The 17,653-nt window shown below is 51.3% G+C and carries 18 protein-coding genes; 8 read left to right on the forward strand and 10 right to left on the reverse strand.

Annotation, left to right across the window (positions count from 1 at the left end):
• The first annotated feature begins 3 nt into the window (after window positions 1–3).
• The 3 genes from pqiB to rmf all read left to right on the forward strand — a co-directional run bounded on the left by pqiB (window position 4) and on the right by rmf (window position 2,627).
• Complete coding sequence (gene pqiB, locus FOB24_RS10415; protein ID WP_038639416.1) at window positions 4–1,644, forward strand: intermembrane transport protein PqiB; 1,641 nt, start codon at window positions 4–6, stop codon at window positions 1,642–1,644.
• On the forward strand, window positions 1,641–2,204 hold the full coding sequence (pqiC, locus tag FOB24_RS10420) for a membrane integrity-associated transporter subunit PqiC (RefSeq protein ID WP_038639420.1): 564 nt from the start codon (window positions 1,641–1,643) through the stop codon (window positions 2,202–2,204). The genes pqiB and pqiC overlap by 4 nt, the downstream gene beginning before the upstream one ends.
• A 255-nt stretch (window positions 2,205–2,459) precedes the next feature.
• Entirely contained in the window at window positions 2,460–2,627 is a 168-nt protein-coding gene (gene rmf / locus FOB24_RS10425) for a ribosome modulation factor (RefSeq protein ID WP_071888121.1), read from the forward strand.
• A 114-nt stretch (window positions 2,628–2,741) separates the two neighbouring features.
• On the opposite strand, the gene fabA is transcribed toward rmf, so the two are convergent.
• Window positions 2,742–3,260 carry a bifunctional 3-hydroxydecanoyl-ACP dehydratase/trans-2-decenoyl-ACP isomerase gene (gene fabA / locus FOB24_RS10430; protein ID WP_003035875.1) on the reverse strand — a complete coding sequence of 173 codons (519 nt, stop codon included), beginning with the start codon at window positions 3,258–3,260 and terminating at the stop codon, window positions 2,742–2,744.
• Window positions 3,261–3,328: 68 nt separating this feature from the next.
• Window positions 3,329–5,089, reverse strand: a complete 1,761-nt coding sequence (locus FOB24_RS10435; protein WP_150344867.1) for an AAA family ATPase — start codon at window positions 5,087–5,089, stop codon at window positions 3,329–3,331.
• Between the two features lie 185 nt (window positions 5,090–5,274).
• On the opposite strand from FOB24_RS10435, the gene matP reads away from it, so the two are divergent.
• Window positions 5,275–5,727, forward strand: a complete 453-nt coding sequence (gene matP, locus FOB24_RS10440) for a macrodomain Ter protein MatP (protein WP_042314187.1) — start codon at window positions 5,275–5,277, stop codon at window positions 5,725–5,727.
• A 98-nt stretch (window positions 5,728–5,825) separates the two neighbouring features.
• Here matP and ompA read toward each other — a convergent pair whose 3' ends face one another.
• Window positions 5,826–6,884 carry a porin OmpA gene (ompA, locus tag FOB24_RS10445; RefSeq protein WP_038639429.1) on the reverse strand — a complete coding sequence of 353 codons (1,059 nt, stop codon included), beginning with the start codon at window positions 6,882–6,884 and terminating at the stop codon, window positions 5,826–5,828.
• 357 nt (window positions 6,885–7,241) lie between these two features.
• Window positions 7,242–7,751 (reverse strand): SOS-induced cell division inhibitor SulA, encoded by a 510-nt coding sequence (gene sulA / locus FOB24_RS10450; RefSeq protein WP_038639432.1) that lies wholly within the window; start codon window positions 7,749–7,751, stop codon window positions 7,242–7,244.
• Between the two features lie 216 nt (window positions 7,752–7,967).
• On the opposite strand from sulA, the gene FOB24_RS10455 reads away from it, so the two are divergent.
• Entirely contained in the window at window positions 7,968–8,582 is a 615-nt protein-coding gene (locus tag FOB24_RS10455) for a TfoX/Sxy family DNA transformation protein (RefSeq protein ID WP_087857544.1), read from the forward strand.
• Here the strand turns inward: FOB24_RS10455 and yccS are convergent.
• Complete coding sequence (yccS, locus tag FOB24_RS10460) at window positions 8,551–10,713, reverse strand: YccS family putative transporter (protein ID WP_150344868.1); 2,163 nt, start codon at window positions 10,711–10,713, stop codon at window positions 8,551–8,553. The genes FOB24_RS10455 and yccS overlap by 32 nt on opposite strands.
• An 18-nt stretch (window positions 10,714–10,731) precedes the next feature.
• Window positions 10,732–11,178, reverse strand: coding sequence for a YccF domain-containing protein (locus FOB24_RS10465; protein WP_150344869.1), 447 nt, complete (start codon window positions 11,176–11,178; stop codon window positions 10,732–10,734).
• 125 nt (window positions 11,179–11,303) lie between these two features.
• Here FOB24_RS10465 and helD point away from each other — a divergent pair, with 125 nt between their 5' ends.
• On the forward strand, window positions 11,304–13,358 hold the full coding sequence (helD, locus tag FOB24_RS10470) for a DNA helicase IV (protein ID WP_150344870.1): 2,055 nt from the start codon (window positions 11,304–11,306) through the stop codon (window positions 13,356–13,358).
• 32 nt (window positions 13,359–13,390) lie between these two features.
• On the opposite strand, the gene mgsA is transcribed toward helD, so the two are convergent.
• Together mgsA and csgI are read right to left on the reverse strand one after the other, a co-directional pair.
• A complete protein-coding gene (gene mgsA / locus FOB24_RS10475; protein ID WP_038639442.1) occupies window positions 13,391–13,849 on the reverse strand; it encodes a methylglyoxal synthase in 459 nt (152 codons plus the stop codon).
• A gap of 94 nt (window positions 13,850–13,943) precedes the next feature.
• The gene (csgI, locus tag FOB24_RS10480) at window positions 13,944–14,606 is read right to left on the reverse strand and encodes a curli synthesis inhibitor (RefSeq protein WP_038639445.1); all 663 of its coding nucleotides are present in this window, start codon (window positions 14,604–14,606) and stop codon (window positions 13,944–13,946) included.
• Window positions 14,607–14,778: 172 nt separating this feature from the next.
• Here csgI and FOB24_RS10485 point away from each other — a divergent pair, with 172 nt between their 5' ends.
• The gene (locus FOB24_RS10485; protein WP_150344871.1) at window positions 14,779–15,192 is read left to right on the forward strand and encodes a CoA-binding protein; all 414 of its coding nucleotides are present in this window, start codon (window positions 14,779–14,781) and stop codon (window positions 15,190–15,192) included.
• 103 nt (window positions 15,193–15,295) lie between these two features.
• On the opposite strand, the gene hspQ is transcribed toward FOB24_RS10485, so the two are convergent.
• Together hspQ and rlmI are read right to left on the reverse strand one after the other, a co-directional pair.
• Window positions 15,296–15,613 carry a heat shock protein HspQ gene (gene hspQ / locus FOB24_RS10490; RefSeq protein ID WP_038639447.1) on the reverse strand — a complete coding sequence of 106 codons (318 nt, stop codon included), beginning with the start codon at window positions 15,611–15,613 and terminating at the stop codon, window positions 15,296–15,298.
• A 57-nt stretch (window positions 15,614–15,670) separates the two neighbouring features.
• Window positions 15,671–16,882, reverse strand: a complete 1,212-nt coding sequence (gene rlmI, locus FOB24_RS10495; RefSeq protein ID WP_150344872.1) for a 23S rRNA (cytosine(1962)-C(5))-methyltransferase RlmI — start codon at window positions 16,880–16,882, stop codon at window positions 15,671–15,673.
• A gap of 214 nt (window positions 16,883–17,096) precedes the next feature.
• Here rlmI and FOB24_RS10500 point away from each other — a divergent pair, with 214 nt between their 5' ends.
• Window positions 17,097–17,648: a YbhB/YbcL family Raf kinase inhibitor-like protein gene (locus tag FOB24_RS10500; protein ID WP_150344873.1), complete on the forward strand. Its 552-nt coding sequence runs from the start codon at window positions 17,097–17,099 to the stop codon at window positions 17,646–17,648.
• Window positions 17,649–17,653: the final 5 nt, after the last annotated feature.

Below are 17,653 nucleotides of genomic sequence, written 5' to 3' on the forward strand. Positions count from 1 at the left end.
AGCATGGAATCTAAAAGTGGGGAAGCCAAAGTGCAGAAGGTGAAAAACTGGTCGCCCGTGTGGATATTCCCGATCGTTACTGCGCTTATTGGCGCGTGGGTCCTGTTTTATCATTACAGCCATCAGGGGCCGGAAGTCACGCTGATTACCACCAATGCCGAAGGGATTGAAGGCGGCAAAACGACGATTAAAAGCCGCAGCGTGGATGTCGGCATCGTCGAGAGCGCGACTCTGACGGATGATTTGACCCATGTGGAGATTAAAGCTCGTCTTAACTCCGGAATGGAAAAGCTGCTGCATAAAGACTCTGTTTTTTGGGTGGTGAAGCCGCAGGTTGGTCGTGAAGGTATCAGCGGCCTGGGCACGCTATTGTCCGGGGCATATATTGAACTGCAGCCCGGCAATAAAGGGAATAAGCTGGAAAATTACCAACTACTGGATTCACCGCCGCTGGCACCGCCAGATGCGAAAGGGATCCGCGTGATACTGGACAGTAAAAAAGCCGGGCAGTTAAGCCCCGGCGATCCGGTATTGTTCCGTGGATATCGTGTGGGGTCGGTTGAGACCAGCACCTTCGATGCGCAAAAGCGTACTATCAGCTACCAGCTTTTCATTAATGCGCCTAACGATCGTCTGGTGACCAGCAATGTGCGTTTCTGGAAAGACAGTGGGATCGCCGTGGATCTTACCTCCGCAGGTATGCGTGTGGAAATGGGATCGCTCTCCACGTTGTTTGGCGGTGGCGTAAGTTTTGATGTGCCAGAAGGTTTAGAACAAGGTGAGCCGGTTGGGCAACAGTCCGCGTTTAATCTTTATGACGATCAAAAAAGTATTCAGGATTCCCTGTATACCGATCATATTGACTACCTGATGTTCTTTAAGGATTCGATTCGTGGTCTGCAGCCAGGCGCGCCGCTGGAATTCCGCGGCATTCGTCTGGGGACGGTGAGTAAAGTACCTTTCTTCTCACCGAACATGCGTCAGGTATTTAACAATGATTACCGCATTCCGGTGTTGGTACGCATCGAGCCTGAGCGCCTGAAAGCACAGCTGGGCGAGGACACTGATGTTGGCGCTCATCTGGAGCAATTGCTCAAACGCGGATTACGCGCATCGCTGAAAACCGGGAATCTGGTGACCGGCGCGCTGTATGTCGATCTCGACTTCTACCCGAAAGAACCACCGATTAGTGGTGTACGAGAATTTAATGGTTATCAGATTATCCCGACGGTGAGTGGCGGTTTAGCGCAGATCCAGCAGCGCCTGATGGAAGCGCTGGATAAGATTAATAATCTGCCGTTGAACCCGATGATTGAGCAGGCGACCAATACGTTGTCAGAAAGCCAGCGTACGATGAAGCATCTGCAAACCACGCTGGATAATATGAATAAGATCACATCCAGCCAGTCAATGCAGGATCTTCCGGCGGATATGCAAAATACGTTGCGTGAACTTAATCGTAGCATGCAGGGCTTCCAGCCGGGCTCGGCAGCCTACAACAAGATGGTGGCGGATATGCAGCGTCTTGATCAGGTACTGCGCGAACTGCAACCGGTACTGAAAACGTTGAACGATAAGAGCAATGCGCTGGTATTTGAAGCGAAGGACAAAAAAGATCCAGAGCCGAAGAGGGCGAAACAATGAAAAAGTGGCTAGTGGTGATGATGGCGGTCTGGCTGACGTCATGCAGCTCCAGCGGAGAAAATAAAAGCTATTACCAGCTTCCTATCGCGCAAGGGGGCGTCCAAAGCTCCGCCAACCAGGGTAACCGGCTGCTGTGGGTTGAGCAGATTGCGGTGCCGGACTATCTGGCGGGTAATGGGGTGGTTTACCAGACCAGCGATGTGCAATATGTGATAGCGAATAATAATCTCTGGGCCAGTCCTTTAGATCAGCAATTGCGCAATACGCTGGTGACGAACCTCAGTATGCAATTACCTGGCTGGGTTGTCGCTTCGCAGCCGCTGGGAAGCACACAGGACACGCTGAACGTCACTGTGACCGGCTTCCACGGTAGGTACGATGGGAAGGTTATTGTCAGCGGAGAATGGTTACTGAATCACCAGGGGCAGTTGATCAAGCGTCCGTTCCACATCGAAGCAGTGCAGACCAGGGACGGCTACGATGAGATGGTGAAGGTTCTCGCCAGCGCCTGGAGTCAGGAAGCGACGGCCATAGCTCAAGAGCTGAAACGCATCCCTTAAGCTTAAATAATTGTAAATTATGCCGCCCCTGGTTCATTGCCCGGGGCGGTTTTTTTTATTTTTTAGCCGTGGAGATAACTGTTCTGTCTGATTTTTTTTGTACAAATGATTTCGCGGGTAGCTCACAAATATGACACTGGCGTGAATTTTGCGCATTGACGAGCCTGATGTTTAGGGGTATTCGTTTAGTGTGATTGCACACTTAGTAATCACTGTTTTCTTTTCCACCAGAACTAAAGATGAGGGAAACGAGGCATGAAGAGACAAAAACGAGATCGCCTGGAACGGGCACATCAACGTGGATATCAGGCCGGCATTGCCGGACGCTCAAAAGAAATGTGTCCCTATCAGGCGCTGAATCAGAGATCATACTGGCTGGGAGGCTGGCGAGAAGCCATGGGGGATAGGGTTTTAATGGCCTGATTCTGTCTCTTTAGATAAAAGAAACCTCCGCAGAGCGGAGGTTTCGCCTTTTTGCAGACCGGATAAGGCGTTTACGCTGTCATCCGACAACGACGCAACGCCTGATCTCTGCGATTAGAACGCGGAAGTGTCCTGGAAAAGACCCACTTTCAGATCGTTTGCGGTGTAGATCAGACGACCATCAACCAGCACTTCGCCATCAGCCAGGCCCATGATCAGGCGACGGTTAACGATACGTTTGAAGTGAATGCGGTAAGTGACTTTCTTCGCAGTCGGCAGAACCTGACCGGTGAATTTCACTTCGCCTACGCCCAGCGCACGGCCTTTACCTTCGCCGCCCAGCCAGCCGAGATAGAATCCAACCAGCTGCCACATGGCATCCAGACCCAGGCAGCCTGGCATCACCGGATCGCCGATGAAGTGGCATCCGAAGAACCACAGGTCCGGGTTAATATCCAGTTCAGCTTCAACATAACCTTTGTCAAAGTTGCCACCGGTTTCGGTCATCTTAATGACACGGTCCATCATCAGCATGCTTGGTGCAGGCAGTTGCGGGCCTTTTGCGCCAAACAGCTCACCGCGACCAGAGGCAAGAAGGTCTTCTTTTGTATAGGATTCGCGTTTATCTACCATGTTCTCTGTAAGCCTTATTTTATTGAAGCACGCAGGATAGCTAACACGTGTACGCTGAACAAGTCCGATCAGTTCGGAATAATCCAGTTCAGCCAACGTAGCGGCCATGGAAAACGGTGACGGCCTTCCTGTTGCGTTGCTGTCGCAATACGTTCCTGGATGGTTTGCATCAGCGTTGTCTGGCCTTCGCCATCCCACACCAGATTTAGTAATAGCGGCAATGCATCGGTTACGTCGTCCACCGCCCAGATAGTGAATTTTTCTTCTTCTATGGCCTGTAGCAGTGCCGGTTGCAGGCTCAGGTGTCTGACATTAGCTGATGGAATGATAACGCCCTGAGTACCTGTCAGCTCACGCTGCTGGCAGATGGCGAAGAAACCTTCAATTTTCTCGTTAAGACCGCCGACAGGTTGCGCCCGACCAAATTGATCGACAGAACCCGTAATGGCGATGCTTTGATTCACAGGGACGTCGGCGAGGGCGCTAATCAATGCGCACAATTCCGCCATGGACGCGCTGTCACCATCAACTTCGCTGTATGATTGTTCAAAGGTCAGCGAGGCCGAGAAGGGAATTTGCTGCTCAAGCTGGAGTTCAGACATCAGGAACGCCTGCATAATCATCATCCCCTTGGCATGAATATTTCCTCCCAGCTCGGCTTTGCGCTCAATATCTGTGAATTCGCCATCGCCAATATGCACCACGCAGCTGATACGTGATGGTTCTCCAAACGCGCGAGGATGACCCGGAAACTCAATGACCGACAGGGCGTTGATCTGACCAATTCGCTCGCCTTCCGTTTCAATAAGGATTTGCTCTTGCAGGATCTCATCCTGCATACGTTCGGCCAGGAATCCTTCTCGCCATTCGCGCTGCGCCAGCATCAGGCTGAACTGTTCCGCTGTGCAGGTTTCGCTCTCGCATAGCGGGGCCACTTCTTTGAACTGTCGGATGATCCACAAGGGGTTAAGCGGCAACGTATCCTGTTCGCCGGTATAGCGCACCGCTTCGCGGATTAGAACCTGCCAGGCATCAGGCGCGGGGTAGGGCAAATTGTTGCGCGTGGCGGTATGCGTTACCCACTGGCACCACTGTGTCATGGTTTCGGCATCGACTATCTGCAGGTTGTCTTCAAATTCGCTGTAGATGGCCTGCTCAGCCAGTTCTGGCTCCATGTCCTGAAAATCTGCCAGTGATTCACGCTCCCCGACTAAAATCACTTTCAGTTTAAGCGGCATCGGCGGAACGGAAACGGGCAATGGGCGAGACTCATCAAAAGCTACCCAGTCAAAGCGCTCGTGGCTGACAATGGCTTTCAGACGCATCCACAACAGCGGTTGTGCCAGCAGAGTGCGTAATGAGATAACCAACACCCCACCATTCGCCTGATGCACCAGACCTGGTTGCAGGGAAATATCGCCATTGAACTGACGCAGGCAGCCAAACAGTTGCTCGGCTTCAACCCAGTCAGCGTTGACCACCTGAGTTAGCGTCGCAAAATTGTCTTCTGCTTTTTCCGCTGTACGATAGCGGATAGTGTGACCAGAGATATCATAATGACCCCCAGTCAGGCGTCCTGCGTCCGTGTGCAGTGTATGTGCAGCAGTTGCAATAAGGTTAAGGTATTCAAGCTCTTCCGGTGCTTTTACCAGCATGAACGAGGACGTCGTCCAGTGCTGCAGAAGCTGCTCTAGCGCGAATTGTAAACGTGGCTGAGTATCACTAAGTAAGGTATCGGTGTCGTCAGTGACGTGCGGCTGTGCAAATACTTCCTGATAACTGTCGGTATCAGGAACCAGATCACGCCATGCAAGTTTCGTAATGGTCAAAGTTGATGTTTTTTAGTCTGTTGTTAAAAACGAGATTATACCGTAACCCTCATCACTACACACCTGGAAAGCACCGCGAAACGGAAGTGATGACGCGCGGCAGTTCACAGGCTGGATATTCTTTTCTTCAGTTGCTCAAAAAGCTGATATTCTGATAAGAGTTACACGGTAACATTGAGATCGCAATGAAATATCAACAACTTGAAAATCTTGAAAGCGGCTGGAAGTGGAAGTACCTGGTGAAGAAGCATCGTGAGGGGGAATTAATAACCCGTTACGTAGAGGCCAGCGCTGCCAAAGAAGCCGTTGATTTATTGCTAACCCTCGAAAATGAACCGGTTCGGGTCAATACCTGGATTGAAGAACACATGAACCCTGCGCTACTCAATCGTATGAAACAGACCATACGGGCGAGGCGCAAGCGGCATTTTAATGCTGAGCATCAGCATACACGAAAGAAATCTATCGATCTGGAATTCATGGTTTGGCAACGCTTAGCAGGCCTTGCGCAGCGGCGCGGTAAAACGCTTTCTGAAACCATTGTGCAACTGATTGAAGATGCGGAGCATAAAGAGAAGTACGCGAATAAAATGTCAACCTTAAAACAGGATTTACAGGCACTGCTGGGAAAAGAGTAGTGGCAGGGTGGTTTAATGGGTGACGTAGTAGTGTGCTTTGATTAAAACACAGATGAAAAAAAACCCCGCGATGCGGGGTTTTTTTATAAGACGATAACTTAAGCCTGAGGCTGAGTTACAACGTCTTTGATACCTTTAACTTCGATCTCAACACGACGATCCGGAGCCAGGCAGTCGATCAGTGCAGCGCGAGCTTTCACGTTGTCACAGGTGTTGCCAGTAACCGGGTTAGATTCGCCCATGCCACGTGCAGAGATTTTGTCAGAAGGAATACCTTTAGAGATCAGGTAATCAACAACGGACTGAGCACGTTTCTCGGACAGACCCTGGTTGTAAGCGTCAGAACCGATGCGGTCAGTAAAGCCCAGAACCACTACGGAACCGTCTTTCGGATCCAGGTTGCTCAGCTGGCTGTACATCTGGTCCAGAGCCTGCTGGCCTTCTGGTTTCAGAGTTGCTTTGTTGAAGTTGAACAGAACGTCAGACTTCAGAGTGAAGTGCTTGGTCTGTACTTCTGGAGCCGGAGCTGGAGCAACAACTACTGGAGCTGCTTCTTCCTGCTGGCCGAAACGGTAAGAAACACCAACGCTTAACAGACCGTTATCCGGACGACCGCCAACGGTGTTCGCGTCACCGATGTTGTTGGTCCACTGGTATTCCAGACGGGTAGCGATTTCAGGAGTAATTGCATACTCTACGCCACCAGCGAATACTGGGGATACACCAGTGTCGTGGTCTTTGAAGCCGGTGTTGTTTTTAGCGTCTGCACGCCAAACCATACCACCCAGACGGGTATAAACGTCCAGATCGTCAGTGATTGGGTAACCCAGTTTAGCGGTCAGCTGAACGCCCTGAGCTTTGAAAGCGCCGTTGTTGTGAGTCTGGTCAGTGTAGCCTTTGTACGGCATACGGCCTAACCAGTCATAACCCATTTCGAAACCAACGTACGGGTTAACCTGATAACCACCGAACGCACCAGCACCCAGTTGGCTTTCGTGGGTAGGGCCGGCGTTGTTGATCTGGTTGTTGCCAATATCATGGTACTGAGACCAGCCCAGTTTAGCACCAGCGTACCAGGTGTTATCTTTCGGAGCGGCCTGCGCCACGGTAGCGAAACCAGCCAGTGCCACTGCAATTGCGATAGCTGTCTTTTTCATTTTTTGCGCCTCGTTATCATCCAAAATTCGCCATGAATATCTCCGAAGAGAGATAACACGGTTAAATCCTTCACCCGGGGACCAGTTCAATAGTTACTCTACCGATATCTGCGGCTTACGCCGAGCACCCCTGGCGATGTAAAGTCTACAACGTAGTTGAAAACTTACAAGTGTGAAGTCCGTCAGGCATATGAAAAAAAAAGGCTTGTATACATAATATTTAACATTTATTGATGTCTAAATGCACTGGAGATTTCCTGAAAACCGCTTGAGACAGGCGTTCGCACGAAAAACGCGTTAAAGCTCAAAGGCAAATTGAAGCATGAAAAAAAATTCCAGGATAAATCCTAATTTTACTCAATGATACAAATTCGAGTGAATTTTTAGCCCGGAATGCTGTCTCCCCGCAAGTGACTGTGCGCGAACAGGACGCATGATAAATCCCATAGCATTTCCTTCTTCAGCCGCTTTAACCAGTTCAGCGTGTTCGTCTTCCGTTAACTCTTCTCCCAGCCAGCCGATAACGACGCTGTAATTACCTGTGCGCAGCGCACGGATCATCGATTCCAGCGTATTGCAGGGGGAGAGTTGGCGAATCTGCATCACTTTTGTCAATGGAAGCCCGGCCGACTGTACCCACTCCCGACTTAATTTTTGCTGAGGCGTCAGCCACAGCTGCCAGCGTGATTGCTGCCCTAACTGCTGCAGCAGGGGAAGCAGCAGTAGTTGCGTCATCATGGGCTGGTCCTCGCGATAGACCACTTCACTGATAAGCCCAGCGGTTGCGTTCTCTGATGAAACGCGCGCAATGTTGCTTGATGTGGAAGAGAACGACGAAGAACGATTTGCATAGCCTGAAGTGTACATAATCAATCCAGCCCTGTGAGTTACTGTATGGATATACAGTAACCCTGCTATCAATAAAGATCAACCTTATTTTCGGAAACAGGTTCGCAATTTTTAGTCGTAGTTACGGGAAAAATAAAATTCATCTTGCCCCGTACGAATAAGTTGCCTATTTTCGTCATTAACGGATCTGTTATTGAAAATCATTTGCTTACGTTATGATTTAAAAGGATTTTTATGAAAGAACTTTCTTATGCAAAGATCTATAAATCACAAGAATATCTGGCGTCTCTGGGAACAATTCACTATCGCTCATTATTTGGCAGCTACAGTTTGACGGTTGGGGATACGGTCTTTGCTATGGTCGCCAGCGGTGAGTTATATCTTCGGGCCTGCGAACAGAGCGTACAGTACTGTGTAAAAAATTCGCCTGTCTGGCTGACATTTATAAAGCGCGGGCGTCCGGTGGTACTCAACTACTATCAGGTGAATGATGCGCTGTGGCAAAACCAGCAGCAGTTGGTGTCGTTATCGCGGTACTCATTAGATGCTGCTGTTAAGGAAAAACAGAGTCGCTTTGCTCAACATCGTCTGCGGGAACTACCAAATATGACGTTTCATCTGGAGACCCTGCTAAATGAAGCAGGAATTAAAGATGAGGGAACATTGCGAACGTTGGGCGCCCAAATGTGCTGGCTGAAACTGCGGCAAAATAATCCAGCCCTGACGGTAAAAATACTTTATGCCCTTGAAGGCGCGGTCGGTGGCGTGCATGAAGCTGCGCTCCCGGCGGTCCGTCGCCAGGAACTGGTGGAGTGGGTCAGTTCCCTGACGCCGAAGCCGGGGTATTAGAAGGCAGCACGGCAATTTGCTGTTGTAATCGCCGGATTTCCGGTAGCAGGGCGATCAATAGCCCAACTTGCTGTATAACAAGCGGTTCTTTACTATCCGGACTTGGCTCAAGATGCTGAATTCGATGCTTCAGCCCCTCCAGCGCCTGGTAGACGCGCTGTTCGTCTGCGGGTTGATAGTGAAGCGCGTCATCAACATAGCAGACGGCATCATCCAGTAATGCCAGAACTTCCGGGTTGGTTAACTGTTCGCGGTGTGCGCCAAGGGCGGAAATGTAACTGGTAAACGTATGATTGAGGCACAGCAAGCGAAATGCTGTTTCTCGCGTTTGGGCCGTGACATCCGGTTCACTCGACATGTTCGACACCACGGAGGCAAGCTCTGCATCACGATTGTGCGCGTCACGACGGGCGATACGGTATGCCATACGGTTATCACGACCCTGATGATATTGTTCGAGAATAGCATCAAGGTAACGACAGTTTGCGTCAGTGGCCCGCTCAATGACACGCGGCAGGTTACGAAAACGCCAGTCAGGCCAGATGAAACTCACGGCAGCCCATGCGATGGCACACCCTATCAGCGTATCGATAACGCGCGGCAGCGCAACTTCGAAACCTTCACCGAGCAGATTAAAGCACAGCAGTACCAGCAGCGTGATAAACATCGTGGCGTGCGCATACTGGACGTTGCGAAAGGCAAAAAACAGTACGCCAGTGATCACCAAAAGTATCAACTGACCTTCCAGAGAGGGAACGAACCACAGGATAGGTAAACCAATGGCGATTCCTACCAATGTACCGATAATCCTTAGCGCCAGGCGATGTCGGGTAGCGTTGTAGTTTGGCTGACAGACAAACAGACTGGTCAGCAGGATCCAGTATCCGTGGTTCATCCCGGTAATCTGGATAATGGCATAGCCGACACAAAGCACCAGCGACATGCGTACTGCATGGCGAAACAGGGCTGACTCAGGCGTAAAATTACGGCTCAGACGTAACCAGATATCGCTGAACCCATGCGGACTGTCATCGGCAAGCTGATTTTCAGACTCATTACGCGAGAGTACCTGAGCCTGTTCTGACTCGATGGTGGCCAGTTGGGCGTCGATAGCTCGCAGGTTTGAGAGTAAAAATCCCAGCGTGTTGAGCAGGTCTGCAGGCGCACCGCTCGCACGCATACGCTCCAGGGCGGCATCTATATGCGTGAAGACGCGCTCAAAGTGCGGATCGTGCTGGTAAGGCGTGCGTAATAAAATACAGCGGGACAACTGGGTGCAGGCTTGCCCCTGCATCGACATCAAGCGCTGGAAGCGAAACATCACGTCGCTGTGACGGAAATGGTCGCGTAGCGTTTGATACTGAATATGGGAGGAGCTGGCGCGTTCGTGAATATCCTGCGCTACAAAATAGTAATGTAGCGTGCGACGCGTTCCGCGCTGACCGCGGTCGCCGCGCAGGCGAGTCAGTAACGATACCTTTGTCTGGTTTAGCGTCGCCATCAATTGCCCATTAGCGAGGGCCAAATCATACAACGGCGCCTGGCTTTCATCTTCAATGTCGGGATCAAAAAGGCGTGATTTCAGTTCCAGGTAGTGCGCTAACTGTTCGTAGCTACGCGCCAGATTGTCCTGCAGTGGGCGGATGGGGAACAGAAGATGCCCGGTCAGCGTCAGAAGGTTGTACCAGATAGCGCCAGCGAGCAACAGGATCGGCTGCTGATACCACTGATCGTAAAGCGACGTTCCCAGCATGGTATAAATGGCAATCAACAACGCCCCAAAGGCGATGGTTGCATAGCGCTGGCCCAAGCCCCCCAGCAGAATGAAGCCGCTGGTGGAAAGCGTTAACCCAATGGCAAACAGCCATGGCCATGGGAAGAGCAGTTCTACGGAAGCCGAGGCAATAAAAAAGCAGATCAACGTAATGATCAAATTGCGCAGTCGGCCAGCGAGGCGATCGTCCAGATCGGTCAGCGCGGCAGCGACCATACCCAGCGTGAGCGGGATGGTCAGCTTAACATCGCCCAGCCACCAGGGTAGCGCTGTTGTGCCACAAAGCGCGATAAAAATTCTGACGTAGTACAGCCAGGTGCTGTTCCAGGTATAGCGTTTAAGCAGCGGACTTAACATAAAGGCCATCAGTCCTGATTATTCAAAGCGACGGCGCGCATTGGCTTCACGCGCAGCGCGGGCAACTTCGACTGAAACCACCCGACGCCCCACCGGCCAGAGCGCAATAGCGGCAATTTTAAAGTTCGCAATGCCCACCGGAATACCAATAATCGAAATGCACTGGGCAATGCCGGAAACAATGTGCATCAGGCACAGCCACCAACCGAAGAAAATCAGCCAGAAAATATTGAGCAATGTGCCACTGGTATTAAGAAGCACATTTTTCCCTGCCGGATTAAGTTCATCGACATGAATCGCTTCGTTGCCATAGGGAAATAGCGAGAGTCGGGTTATTTCCCAGCATGACCGGGTCAAGGGTAAAGTAAAAATAAGCACAATACTGACCAGCGTAGCCAATAACCAGGCTAAGGTGGTGGCGAACCCACCTAGCACAAAATTTAAAATATTCAGAACAGTACGCATAAACCCTCGATTAACTCTGGTTTTCTGTGAATTCGGCAATTGTAACGTTTTTTTGGGCTGGAGCACGTTTTCTCTGGCGGTTACACTGATATGCAAACCTCTTCGTGTGGATCCGCTTGAGTCTTATGGAACTGAAAGCAACTTCTCTTGGAAAACGTCTGGCGCAACACCCTTACGATCGGGCCGTTATTCTCAATGCCGGGATTAAAGTTTCCGGCGATCGTCACGAGTATCTTATTCCCTTCAACCAGTTATTGGCTATTCATTGCAAACGCGGCCTGGTGTGGGGAGAGCTGGAGTTTGTGCTTCCGGATGATAAGGTGGTACGGCTTCACGGCACAGAATGGGCGGAAACCCAACGCTTCCATCACCATTTAAATACGCTCTGGCAGCAGTGGAGCCAGGAAATGAGTGAGGTGGCTGCTGGAGTGTTACAGCAACAATTGGATGCGATTGCAGCCCGGACAAGTGAAAATAAATGGCTGACACGTAGCCAAACCTCAGGATTGCAACAGCAGATCCTCCGTGCCTTTGCGGCGTTGCCGCTACCGCTGAAGCGGCTGGAAGAATTTGAAAATTGTCGTGAAGCGTTACGCCAATGCCAGGCATGGTTGCAGGATATTGAGGCCTGTCGTTTACAGCACAATCAGGCCTATACCGATGCGATGCTGGCAGAGCATGCCGAGTTTTTCCAGCACATTGAATCTTCGCCGCTGAACCCTGCCCAGGCTCGCGCGGTGGTGAATGGTGAGCAAGCCTTATTGGTACTTGCCGGGGCGGGAAGCGGCAAAACATCGGTTCTGGTTGCCCGTGCGGGCTGGCTGTTGGCGCGAGGCGAGGCGGCGGCAGAACAAATTCTGTTGCTGGCGTTTGGTCGTAAAGCGGCTCAGGAGATGGATGACCGCATCCGTGAACGTCTGCATACGGATGAGGTCACCGCGCGGACGTTTCATTCACTGGCGCTGCATATCATTTCGCAGGGCAGCAAAAAAGTCCCGACAGTTAGCAAGCTGGAAAATGACGCCGTTGCGCGCAGCAAACTCTTCATTACTACCTGGCGTCAGCAGTGCAGCGAGAAAAAAGCGCAGGCCAAAGGTTGGCGACAATGGTTAGAAGAAGAGATGCAGTGGCCAGTACCCGAAGGTAACTTCTGGGACGACGAAAAGTTACAGCGGCGTTTGGCCTCCCGGCTCGATCGCTGGGTTAGCCTGATGCGTATGCATGGCGGAGCGCAGGCGGAGATGATTGCCAATGCTCCGGAGGAGATCCGCGACCTGTTCAGTAAACGCATAAAGCTCATGGCGCCCCTGCTCAAAGCCTGGAAGAGCGCCCTGAAGGACGAGAATGCCGTCGATTTTTCCGGGTTAATCCATCAGGCCATTGTTATTCTGGAAAAAGGGCGGTTTATCAGTCCCTGGAAGCATATTCTGGTCGATGAATTTCAGGATATTTCTCCTCAGCGTGCCGCCTTGTTGGCCGCGCTACGCAAGCAAAACTCGCAGACTACGCTGTTTGCCGTAGGCGATGACTGGCAGGCCATTTACCGGTTTAGCGGGGCGCAACTTTCGCTGACCACGGCATTCCAGCAAAACTTTGGCGAGGGCGATCGCTGTAATCTGGATACGACTTACCGTTTCAATAGCCGTATTGGTGAAGTCGCAAATCAGTTTATTCAGCAGAATCCCCATCAGCTTACGAAACCGCTCAACAGCCTGATGACAGGGGATAAAAAAGCCGTCACCTTGCTTGATGAAAACCAGTTGGATCTGTTGCTGGATAAACTGTCGGGTTTTGTGAAAACAGAAGAGAGAATTCTGGTCCTGGCGCGATACCATCATCTGAAACCGGCCAGTCTGGAGAAAGCCGCTACCCGCTGGCCTAAGCTACAGCTGGATTTTATGACTATCCATGCCAGTAAAGGACAGCAAGCGGACTACGTTATTGTCGTCGGTCTTCATGAGGGTAATGATGGCTTTCCTGCGCCAGCCCGCGAGTCGATTATGGAAGAGGCGCTGCTCCCGGCGGTTGAAGATTTTCCGGATGCCGAAGAGCGAAGGTTGCTGTATGTGGCACTAACGCGCGCACGTCACCGGGTGTGGTTGCTGTTCAATAAAGAAACACCATCGTGTTTTGTTGATGAGCTTAAGCGACTGGATGTCTCGGTGACGAGGAAACCCTGAAACGCAGGCGGTAGTTGCCGCCTGCCTGGGCATTATTTGAGGCGTTCTGCCAGATAACGGGCGTAATCCGGGATCAGTATGTCCGTCTCATCGTTGAAGTTTGGCGACTGGATAATAAAATCTGCCGTCGACACGTTGGTGGCGACCGGAATGTTCCAGACTGTGGCAAGGCGCAGCAGGGCTTTGACATCAGGATCGTGGGGAACGGCGTTGAGCGGATCCCAGAAGAAGATCAGCACATCTATTTTCCCTTCTGAAATCAGCGCGCCCACCTGCTGATCACCCCCCATTGGACCGCTCAGCATTGCGTTGACGTCCATTCCTGTCGCGCGTTGAATTAAGTTTCCTGTTGTTCCCGTGGCATACAGAACGTGTTTTTCCAGTAACGGCTGGTGGCGTTCCACCCAGCTCATCAACATATTTTTACAGTGATCGTGTGCCACCAGCGCAATATGCTTACGCGCTGGCAATGTGCGAGTCGTTAATTCCATAGTACAGCTCCCAAGTTAACCTTGTTACAGAGTACTGGAAGCACTTGACGCTGCAAGAGAAAGACAAAAAAAAATGCGTCTGTGAACATAAATGTCATGAAGAAGGCTGTTTCTGGGCCCATTGCAGAAAGTTACTTCGCGTTTGGGCGTCGGCCTGCTCAAACCAAAATTTTAATCGTTGCTCGGTCAGCGTTTGCGACTGAGGCGGCACCCGATCCAGTTCAGATACCCCAGAAAGCAGCGAGCTGTCGTCGGCCATCATGGTGGCGAATTGTGGCAATGACGCATGTTTAGCCGCTTTGTTATAGCGCTCAGTTTCCATTTCATAATCCACGATTTTCGCCGTGGAGGTGATTGACAGAATATCCAGCTTAACGGGGATGGGCATGGCGTCCCCATCCAGCAGTTCCACACGCGGTGCATCATCGAAATGTGATGCGTCCCGCTCATTGTTCAGACGCGGAAGGTGAAAATTAACCTGGCTGACGAGCTGGGTATCAAAGCTGATAACCAGCGGAGGGGAAATATACAGACGTTCTTCGTGGCTGGACAGGCGAAGGGTTTTTTCTACGCGAAATACAAGCTGGTGCCGACCATTTTCCAGCTCAATACTGTCGGCGCCACGCAGTAATGAGCTGGAGACTTTTTTTCCATCCAGCACCAGAAGATCAATTTCACTCGACAGACGCAAAGAGGTGGCAAAAACAGTTACCGGCAAACACAGAGCAATCAAGGCTGTCATAATGCCGGCTTTCATAGGTTTCTCCTGTCCAGAAAATATCTGCATCAGATGTATCTAATTTTTTCACTGGTCACGTTTACTAACATATAGACATATTTTTGAGTTTAGCTCTCATGCGCCAGTATGGGATGAATGGTTGCAAGGCCAGGTTTGTCGTACACTTTGTTAAACAGCCTGGAGGAAGACGATGAAAGAGACCGATATTGCTGGCATTTTGAGATCTACCCGTACGATTGCACTGGTTGGTGCAAGCGATAAACCCGATCGTCCAAGCTATCGGGTAATGAAGTATTTACTCGATCAGGGCTATCACGTTATCCCCGTTTCGCCAAAAGTTGCCGGGAAAACGCTGTTGGGGCAGCAGGGGTACGCGACGCTGGCGGATGTGCCGGAGAAAGTGGATATGGTTGATGTCTTTCGTAATTCTGAAGCGGCGTGGGGCGTTGCTCAGGAGGCTATCGCCATCGGTGCGAAGACCTTATGGATGCAGCTTGGCGTAATTAACGAGCAGGCAGCCGTACTGGCACGTGACGCGGAGCTGGCGGTGGTCATGGATCGCTGTCCGGCGATTGAGATCCCGCGGCTGGGACTGGCGAAGTAAGGTTGTGTTGTTGCCTTAGGCACGTTGCTCATCCGGCCCGTGTTGCTGGGCGGATGAGCAGCATAAACCCGATACGCGAATGGCCATCGGGCTTGTGTTCGCATCAATTACGCAGACGCGGAGCCTGAAGCTGTTTACGGATTGTTCGCGCCAGTTCATCCATCGACGGTTGCTCCGGATGTTCTTCCTGTAGCTCGCCACTCAGCTGTGCTTCGGCCAGATACGTATGCACCGGCAGACCATTATCGTCTTCCATCACCACGTGATACCAGGGAGCGGCGCGAAGTTCGTCGTTAACCGCCAGCTCATCGGCTGACGGTTCATCAAGCGAATATTCCGGGTCGATATCCACGACCACTCCGAGGTAACCTAACAGGGAATGGCGGACCTGCTGGCCGATACCGAATTTGCTGGCAATCATAGTCACCTCCCGGGAAATAGATACCCTCTATGTAAGGGTAATATTCCACTTTTCAAGTTACATGATGCGACAGGCAAACCCTTTCAGATACAGCCCTTCCGGGTAGGTAGCGATCACCGGGTGATCGGCGGCCTGACGGAACTGCTCTATAAATTGTACATCACGACCAGCATCTATTGCGGCATCAGCGATGATTTTCTGAAATAAATCGGTGGTCATCAGTCCGGAGCAGGAGAATGTCAGCAATACGCCGCCGGGGTTGAGCAACTGAATAGCCAGCATATTGATGTCCTTATAGCCGCGGCAGGCGCCCATTAACTGGCTTTTGTTTTCGACGAACTTCGGCGGATCCATCACAATGACATCAAATTTCTCACCGCGATCGCGATAAGCGCGCAGCAGTTTGAATACGTCATCACGCACAAATTCGGCTTTGCTCAGATCCAGCTTGTTCAGTTCTACGTTCTGGCGGGCAATATCAAGCGCTTCCTGAGAGGTATCGACGCTGACCACCTGACGGCATCCGCCCATTAATGCCGAGACCGCAAAGCCGCCGGTATAAGAGAAACAGTTCAGAACCCGTTGATTTTCTACATAACGACGTGTGGCCAGACGGCTGTCGCGTTGATCAAGGTAATAACCGGTTTTGTGACCGTGCTGAATATCAACCAGCAGCTTCATCCCGTGCTCTTCGATAGGCAGCAGGGCTGGCGGCAATTCGCCCGTTACTGGCCCTTGGGTCAGCTCCATACCTTCTTTTTTACGCACGGCCACGTCGCTACGGTCATAAATAGCGCAGTCCGGGAACACAATTTGCAGAGCGCTAATCAGCGCGGCGCGTTGAAATTCAGCACCGGCGCTGAGCAGTTGCAATACCAGAAAGTTGGCAAAGCGGTCAATGGTGATGCCCGGCAGACCATCGGATTCTCCTGCGATCAGACGATAGCTGTTCAACCCGTCTTTTTTCGCTAGCCAGTCGCGCCATGTTTGCGCCTGTTGCAGACGACGGGTGAAGAAATCAATATCGATGGATTCAGACTTGTCGAATGTCCAGACGCGGGCACGGATCTGCGACGCAGGTGAGTACGCGCCGCGTGCTAACCATTTACCCTGATGGTCAACAATATCGATGGTTTCACCGAGGTTGGCTTTACCTTCCATACGTGCGACAGCACCGGAAAATACCCACGGATGGCGGCGCAGTAATGATTTATCGCGCCCTTTGGCTAACACTAAACGAGGATAATGTGGAATTGTAGATTCAGTCATGCGGAGCAACCTCTCACAAACAGTGACGCGGGCTGGAGTAAAGTACCAACCTGAAACCATTAAAATAAAATGGCGCGTAGAGTAGCACAGATGATGAGGTCAATCATCAGCGTATGGCGCTGGGCGTTTCGGCACAAAACGCTATCACAGAGGCACAGTTTCTTTTATACCCACCGTTTACATTGCTATTTCTTAATCAGAAAAAGGAAATGTAATGAAAGCTGTCTACTCTCTGGCTACCGCCGCTATTGTCGCGTTGAGTTTTGATGCCTCTGCCGCCTCGACATTTCGCCTCAGCAGCGCCGATATACCCGCTAACCTGCAATTAACTCAAAAACAAGTGTTTAAGGGGTTTGGCTGCAGTGGCGACAATATTTCCCCGCAGCTGAGCTGGCAAAATCCGCCAACTGATGCCAAAAGTTTTGCCATTACGCTGTTTGATCCTGATGCGCCAACGGGAAGCGGCTGGTGGCACTGGACCATCGTAAATATTCCGGCTCAGGTCCACACGCTTCCTGGCGGAGCCAGCATGGATAAGTTACCCGCTGGAGCAGTTCAGGGACGCAATGATTTCGGTTATGCTGGATTCGGCGGCGCCTGTCCACCACCGGGCGATAAACCTCATCGCTATCAGTTTACCGTGTGGGCGTTAAATACCGACGCGTTGCCAATTGACAGTAACGCCAGCGGTGCGCTGGTCGGTTTTATGCTGAACAGCCACGTGATTGCCAAAGCGGAATTAACCGCCACTTACGCAAGAAAATAAAGAGG

The organism is Citrobacter werkmanii (genome assembly GCF_008693645.1).
Lineage (GTDB): Bacteria > Pseudomonadota > Gammaproteobacteria > Enterobacterales > Enterobacteriaceae > Citrobacter > Citrobacter werkmanii.